The sequence below is a fragment of the Actinotalea ferrariae CF5-4 genome, from assembly GCF_000603945.1.
Taxonomy (GTDB): domain Bacteria; phylum Actinomycetota; class Actinomycetes; order Actinomycetales; family Cellulomonadaceae; genus Actinotalea; species Actinotalea ferrariae.
Map to the genome: position 1 here is coordinate 1 of NZ_AXCW01000253.1, position 5,908 is coordinate 5,908.

5 protein-coding genes are annotated in these 5,908 nt (G+C 75.5%); all 5 read left to right on the forward strand.

Going from position 1 to position 5,908, the window contains the following annotated elements:
• Nucleotides 1-412 (forward strand): hypothetical protein (locus tag N866_RS21500; RefSeq protein ID WP_034228074.1); only part of this gene is annotated, 412 nt, incomplete at its 5' end.
• 142 nt (nt 413-554) lie between these two features.
• The gene (locus N866_RS20075; RefSeq protein WP_052023144.1) at nt 555-1,136 is read left to right on the forward strand and encodes a single-stranded DNA-binding protein; all 582 of its coding nucleotides are present in this window, start codon (nt 555-557) and stop codon (nt 1,134-1,136) included.
• Between the two features lie 117 nt (nt 1,137-1,253).
• A complete protein-coding gene (gene ettA / locus N866_RS15710) occupies nt 1,254-2,936 on the forward strand; it encodes an energy-dependent translational throttle protein EttA (RefSeq protein ID WP_034228080.1) in 1,683 nt (560 codons plus the stop codon).
• A 220-nt stretch (nt 2,937-3,156) separates the two neighbouring features.
• Nucleotides 3,157-4,980, forward strand: coding sequence for a P-loop NTPase family protein (locus N866_RS15715; protein ID WP_081802720.1), 1,824 nt, complete (start codon nt 3,157-3,159; stop codon nt 4,978-4,980).
• Nucleotides 4,968-5,908, forward strand: a 941-nt coding sequence (locus tag N866_RS15720; RefSeq protein ID WP_173406169.1) for a GTPase, incomplete at its 3' end; no start/stop codon positions are given. The genes N866_RS15715 and N866_RS15720, both read left to right, overlap by 13 nt.

The window sequence follows — 5,908 nt, forward strand, 5'->3', positions numbered from 1 at the left end:
CGTGGCGCTCGCCGTGGTGGGCGCGGTGCTCCTCGTGGCCGCCCTGGTGGCGGCCCTCGTCGTGCCGGACGCCGGGCTGCCGGCGCTCGTGATCGGGGGCGCCGGGATCCTGGCGCTCGGGGCGGCAGGGGCGCTGGCGCTGGGGGCCCGACGGGTCACGCAGCAGACGCACCGGGCCCGCGCCGACCGGCTGCTGCGGGACGTGCAGTCCGTGCTGGGCGGCGTCGTCGACGAGGCGCTCGTCGCCCCGACGCGTGCGGTGCACGCGGACCACCGCGTCGTGCGGCGGGCGGCGACAGGTCGCGCTGCCGGTCACGTCGCCGACCCGTCCCACCCGCGCGCGCCCGGGTCCGCGGGCGAGGCGACGGTGCCCGGGTCCACCGGCACGGCGGACGCGGCCGCGCCGGTTTGAGCCGCCCGGACGGTCCTCCACAAGGCCGTCGCGTCCCACGCCGTCCCCAGCCGGTGCGGGACCTCTCCCGCCGACCCCTGCCGGGGGCGCGAACCTCGCTGCGGAGCCGGACGGACCGGCTCGGCAGAGCAGGAGGTGGCGCATGAGTGGCAGCGGACTGACCGTGACCGTCGTGGGGTGGGCGGCGACGACGCCGCGGGAGATCACGGGGGACGGCGTGCCGTACACGAGCTTCCGGTTGGCGGCGACGCCGCGCTGGTTCGACTCCCGCGCGGGCGCGTGGACCGACGGGCAGACGGAGTGGATCACCGTCAAGGCGTTCCGCGACGTGGCGCTCAACGTGGGCTCGTCCATCCGCAAGGGCGACCCGGTCCTGGCGACCGGGCGGCTCCGCACGGAGGAGTGGCAGGGGGAGCAGGGGCCGCGCTCGTCGCTCGTGCTCGACGTCACGGCGCTCGGCCACGACCTGACGCGCGGACGCGCGGCCTTCACCCGGACGGTGAACGTCGCGGCCGACGCCGCCCGGTCCGGGGCAGGTCGTCCGAGCGCCGGTGGCCAGGACGACGACCCCTGGGCGACCGCCGCCGGCACGGACGTGGTCGGCGAGGACGAGTTCGCGGAGGAGGACGACCGGGCGGGTCGGGAGGCGGCCGATCAGGAGCCCGCGGCTGCCGGGGCGGCCCTGGCGTCGGCCGGGTCGGGGCGCGCCGCCGGGACGCCGTAGGCTGGGCGGTCGGCAGCAGGCCCGTCGGCGACGTGCACGTCCCGGCCGTGGCGACCGGTGACCTCCGGCGGGCCCGCCCTGACCACCCACCACCACCGACTGGAGCGAACCGGACCCGTGGCTGAGTTCATCTACACCATGTACAAGGCGCGCAAGGCGCACGGGGACAAGGTGATCCTCGACGACGTCACCATGAGCTTCTACCCCGGGGCGAAGATCGGTGTCGTCGGGCCGAACGGCGCGGGCAAGTCGACGATCCTGAAGATCATGGCCGGCCTCGACCAGCCGTCGAACGGCGAGGCGCGCCTTTCCCCGGGCTACACGGTCGGCATCCTGCTGCAGGAGCCGCCGCTGAACGAGGAGAAGACGGTCCTCGGCAACGTCGAGGAGGGCGTCGCCGAGGTCAAGGGCAAGCTCGACCGCTTCAACGAGATCTCCGCCCTGATGGCCGAGCCGGACGCCGACTTCGACGCGCTGCTGGCGGAGATGGGCGAGCTCCAGGAGGCGCTGGACCACGCGAACGCCTGGGACCTCGACGCCCAGCTCGAGCAGGCGATGGACGCGCTGCGCTGCCCCCCGCCGGACGCCGACGTGTCGGTCCTGTCCGGTGGTGAGCGCCGCCGGGTGGCCCTGTGCAAGCTCCTGCTGGAGAAGCCCGACCTCCTGCTGCTCGACGAGCCCACCAACCACCTGGACGCCGAGAGCGTGCTGTGGCTCGAGCAGCACCTGTCGCAGTACCCCGGCGCCGTCATCGCCGTGACCCACGACCGGTACTTCCTCGACCACGTCGCCCAGTGGATCGCCGAGGTCGACCGCGGCCGCCTCTACCCGTACGAGGGCAACTACTCCACCTACCTGGAGAAGAAGCAGGCGCGCCTGGAGGTCCAGGGCAAGAAGGACGCGAAGCTCGCCAAGCGCCTCAAGGACGAGCTGGAGTGGGTGCGGTCCTCCGCGAAGGCCCGCCAGACCAAGTCCCGGGCGCGACTGGCCCGATACGAGGAGATGGCGGCAGAGGCGGACCGGACGCGGAAGCTGGACTTCGAGGAGATCCAGATCCCCGCCGGCCCCCGCCTGGGGAGCGTCGTCATCGAGGCGGACAACCTCCGCAAGGGCTTCGACGGCCGGACCCTCATCGACGGGCTGTCGTTCACGCTGCCGCGCAACGGCATCGTCGGCGTCATCGGGCCGAACGGCGTGGGCAAGACGACGCTGTTCAAGACCATCGTCGGGCTCGAGCCGCTGGACGACGGCAAGCTCAAGATCGGCGAGACGGTCCAGCTGTCGTACGTCGACCAGAGCCGCGGGGGCATCGACCCGAAGAAGACCCTGTGGGAGGTCGTCTCGGACGGCCTGGACTACATCAAGGTCGGCAACGTGGAGATCCCGTCCCGCGCGTACGTCGCGTCGTTCGGGTTCAAGGGGCCGGACCAGCAGAAGCCGGCCGGCGTCCTGTCCGGGGGCGAGCGCAACCGCCTCAACCTGGCCCTGACGCTCAAGCAGGGCGGCAACGTCCTCCTGCTGGACGAGCCGACCAACGACCTGGACGTCGAGACCCTCGGCTCGCTGGAGAACGCCCTCGAGGAGTTCCCGGGCTGCGCCGTGGTCGTGTCCCACGACCGGTGGTTCCTGGACCGCGTGGCCACGCACATCCTGGCGTACGAGGGCACGGAGGAGGACCCGGCGGCCTGGTACTGGTTCGAGGGGAACTTCGAGTCCTACGAGCAGAACAAGGTCGAGCGGCTCGGCGTCGAGGCGGCGCGTCCGCACCGCGTCACCTACCGCAAGCTCACCCGCGACTGACCCCCCCCCGTCGTCGTGCCCGAGGGCCGGCGCCCGCACCCCACGGTGCGGACGCCGGCCCTCGTGCTGTCCCTCCCGCGACGGGGACGGTGGGCACGGCTCGCGCCGCCCGCGTCCCGACCCCCGCGCGGACCGCGACCGCCTGCGACAGACTGGGGCCAGGCTGCGCGGGGACCTGCGCCGGCCCCGGCCCGGCCGGTGACCAGGACGAGGAGGCGCCGTGACGGCTGAGGCGGAGGCGACCGACCGGCTGCTGACCGACCTGACGGCGTTGCGCACCACCGTGCAGGACCTGCGGCTCCCGCTGGACCTGCCGGGCGCGGAGCAGCACCGGCGCACGGCCCGACGTCTCGTCGACCACCTGGACGACTACCTGCTGCCACGCGTCCGTCAGATGGGGGCACCGCTGCTCGCCGTCGTGGGCGGGTCCACAGGGGCGGGCAAGTCGACCCTCGTCAACAGCCTCGTGGGCACCGAGGTGACCGCGTCCGGCGTCCTCCGGCCCACCACGCGGTCCCCGGTCCTCGTCCACCACCCCGACGACACGGCCTGGTTCGCGACCGACCGGATCCTCCCCACGCTGCCCCGCGTGACCGGCCGCGACGCCCAGGGCCGGGCCCTGCGCCTCGTGCCGCACCCCGACGTGCCGCGGGGGCTGGCCCTCCTCGACGCACCCGACATCGACTCGGTGGTCGAGGAGAACCGCGAGCTCGGCGAGGAGCTGCTGGGCGCCGCCGACCTCTGGGTGTTCGTCACGACGGCGGCGCGCTACGCCGACGCCGTGCCGTGGGACCTCCTCGCGGCGGCGGCGCGGCGCCGGGCGGTCGTCACCGTCGTGCTCAACCGGGTCGACCCGCCGGCGCGCACCGCGGTGGCCGCGGACCTGGGCCGGATGCTGACCGAGAACGGGCTGCCGGAGGCGCGGCTCGTGACGGTCGCCGAGGCGCCCCTGACCGACGGACGGCTGCCCCGGGCGGCGGTGGCCGAGCTCGAGGCCTGGCTGCGCGCCGTCGTCGGCGACGGCGCGGCGCGCGAGCAGGTCGTCCACCGCACGGTCGCGGGCGCGGTGGAGGACCTCCTCGCGACGGTGCCGGTGCTGGCGTCGGCCGTGGACGAGCACGTCGCCCACGCCGGACGGCTGCGGTCGCAGCTGCACGAGGCGTACGGGGACGCCCGTGACCGCGTCGAGGCGGCGACCTCCGACGGCACCCTCCTGCGGGGCGAGGTGCTCGCCCGCTGGCAGGAGTTCGTCGGCACCGGCGAGCTGTTCCGGGCGATCGAGGCCCGCGTGAGCACCGCGCGTGACCGTGTCACGGCCTTCCTGCGGGGGCGGCCGGCCCCGGAGCCCGTCGCCGAGGCGATCTCCAGCGGGCTCGTCGACCTGGTCGTCGACGCCGCGGACCGGGCGGCGGAGCGGACCGCGGCGGCGTGGCGCGCGGACCCGGCGGGAGCCCGGCTCGTCGAGGGCCTGCGGCTCACCCGCGCCTCGGGCGACCTGCGCGGGCGCGTCGCCGAGCAGGTACGCGCGTGGCAGCGCGGCGTGCTCGACCTCGTGGCCTCCGAGGGCGCCGACAAGCGCTCGACCGCGCGCTTCCTGTCCTTCGGCGTCAACGCCCTCGGAGCGACGCTCATGGTCGTGATCTTCGCCTCGACGGGCGGCCTGACCACGGCCGAGGTCGGCGTCGCGGGCGGCACCGCCGTGCTCGCCCAGCGCCTCCTGGAGGCGGTGTTCGGCGACGAGGCGGTGCGCCGCCTGACCCGTGTCGCGCACGCGGACCTCGTCGCGCGGTTCGGCCGTCTGCTGGACGACGAGGCACGCCGGTTCGCGACCGTCGTCGACGCGCTGGACCTGACCCCGGCCGCGGGGGAGCGGCTCCGCGCCGCGGCGCACCAGGTGGCCGACGGCTCCGCCTGGCTCGGCGCGGTCGTGGAGCTGCCGCCGGTCCTGAGCGGTCCCGGTGACCGGGCGGACGACGTCCGGACGGAGCCCGCGCCGGAGGAGTCCGGTCTGCGACGGTGGTGGAGGTCGCTGTGGGAGGGCTGACCGTCGCGGACCGCCTCGACGCGCTCGCCCGTGCCGTGGTCGCCGGCCGCGAGGTCCTGCCGGCGGACCTCGTCGCGGCCGCCGCCGCCGTCGAGGACCGCGCCGGTCACCGGATGCGGCTGTCCGCCGACCACACGGTGGTCGCGTTCGCGGGAGCCACCGGCTCCGGGAAGTCCTCGCTGGTCAACGCCGTCACCGGCGTGGACGTGGCCGCCGTCGACGTGCTGCGGCCCACCACCTCGGAGGCGCTCGCCCTGGTGCGGGGGGAGGAGGGCTCGGCCCCCCTGCTGGACTGGCTCGGCATCCGGCGCCGGCACGTCCTCGACCAGGACGCCGACCCGGCGCCCGCACCGGACGGCCCGTCACGCCGGCCCTGGTCCCGGCCGCAGGCCGACGGGGCCCTCGTCCTGCTCGACCTGCCGGACCACGACTCCGTCGTCGTGGAGCACCGGCTCGAGGCCGAGCGGCTGGTCGCCCTCGTCGACCTCATGGTGTGGGTCGTGGACCCGCAGAAGTACGCGGACGCCGCGATCCACGACCGGTACCTGCGTGGGCTGACGGGCCACCGTGACGTCCTCCTCGTCGCGCTCAACCAGGTGGACCGGCTCCCGCCCGCCGAGCGGGACGCGTGCGCGGCGGACCTCACGCGGCTCCTCGCCGACGACGGCCTGGCGGGTGTCCCCGTGCTGCTGACGTCCGCCCGGACCGGGGAGGGCGTCGACGCGCTGCGGGACCGCCTGGACGACGCGGCGCGCCGTCGCGAGGCGGCGACCGCGAGGACGCTGGCCGACGTCCGCGACGTCGCCGAGCGGATCCGACGGGAGAGCGCACCCGTCACGCCCGTGCCCCCGGCCGCCCGCCGCGACCTGGTCCGGGCCCTCGAGGTCGCGGCCGGCGTCCCCCTCGTGACGGACGCCGTGCGTGCGGG